The organism is Chryseobacterium salipaludis, from assembly GCF_022968825.1.
Lineage (GTDB): Bacteria > Bacteroidota > Bacteroidia > Flavobacteriales > Weeksellaceae > Kaistella > Kaistella salipaludis.
Map to the genome: position 1 here is coordinate 1 of NZ_JALHKS010000019.1, position 904 is coordinate 904.

General features: G+C 37.3%; 2 protein-coding genes. One reads left to right on the plus strand and one right to left on the minus strand.

All coding sequences use genetic code 11. From position 1 onward, the window contains the following. A partial coding sequence (locus MVI27_RS11810) for a TaqI-like C-terminal specificity domain-containing protein (RefSeq protein ID WP_246962170.1) occupies positions 1–397 on the plus strand: 397 nt, incomplete at its 5' end. Here the strand turns inward: MVI27_RS11810 and MVI27_RS11815 are convergent. Further along, positions 375–904 (minus strand): TaqI-like C-terminal specificity domain-containing protein (locus tag MVI27_RS11815; protein ID WP_281432112.1); only part of this gene is annotated, 530 nt, incomplete at its 5' end. The two genes, MVI27_RS11810 and MVI27_RS11815, sit on opposite strands and share 23 nt — an antisense overlap.

Genomic DNA, 904 nt, shown 5'->3' on the forward strand with positions numbered 1-904 from the left:
GGAGGATTTTTATAAACAGAAAATAGTTTGGGGTAATCTTAATCTTAAAGCTTCTTATGCTTTCGCACCAGCAGAATATTTTATAAATGCTCCCAGCGCATTCATCGTTGCAGACAGTGAATTTCTGCTTGCTGTATTAAATTCGCGACTTGCCGATTACTACATAAGAAGCCTTGGGGTTGCTCGGAGTGGCGGGTACTTTGAATATAAGCCCATGTTTATTATGCAGTTGCCAGTACCAGAACTGCGAGATGCATATGAGGCCAAAATTCAGCAGATTGTAGCAAAGCACTTAGGGCAGAATGAAGTGGACGAAGAGATTAACAGCTTTATATTTGATATCTATGGTTTAGATTACGAAGAACGTGAAGCAATCAATTGTTTCCGCGCTCAATAAGGTTGATCTCCTGCTCATCGAAGCCAAACAACCGATAAAAGATATGTAAGATGTCTAGTTCCAGCACTCCTGTTTCTGCTTGATTCGCCTTGCACCTTTGTATTTCTCTAGCAAGACGAGATAATAATCTTTCGTCCTGTGCTTCAATTTGATGTGGGACAAAAATTTTTTCAATATACTGCTTAATCCACCTTGTCGTACCCACACCTGAAGTGGCTGCCAGCTTTGTAAAATACCATTTACAAATGGAGGAATTTAGAAATGATAGTAAATATTCTAACCTAGATCCGCTGATAAAGAATATTGTATTATTTATAAAATAATTGTTTGTATCTAAACAAAAATTAGCATCGTCTGTTAGTTCTAGCCACACAATTTTTGGTCGAAGAAAATCCTCCCAATAACTTATCGAATCTTGTGTTTCAAACCATTGATTATTGGTTTTTTTTCTTGCTCCAGCTTCTCCTGTTTGCTTTAGTCTATCATAGCCAAAACTTAAAAGATGCT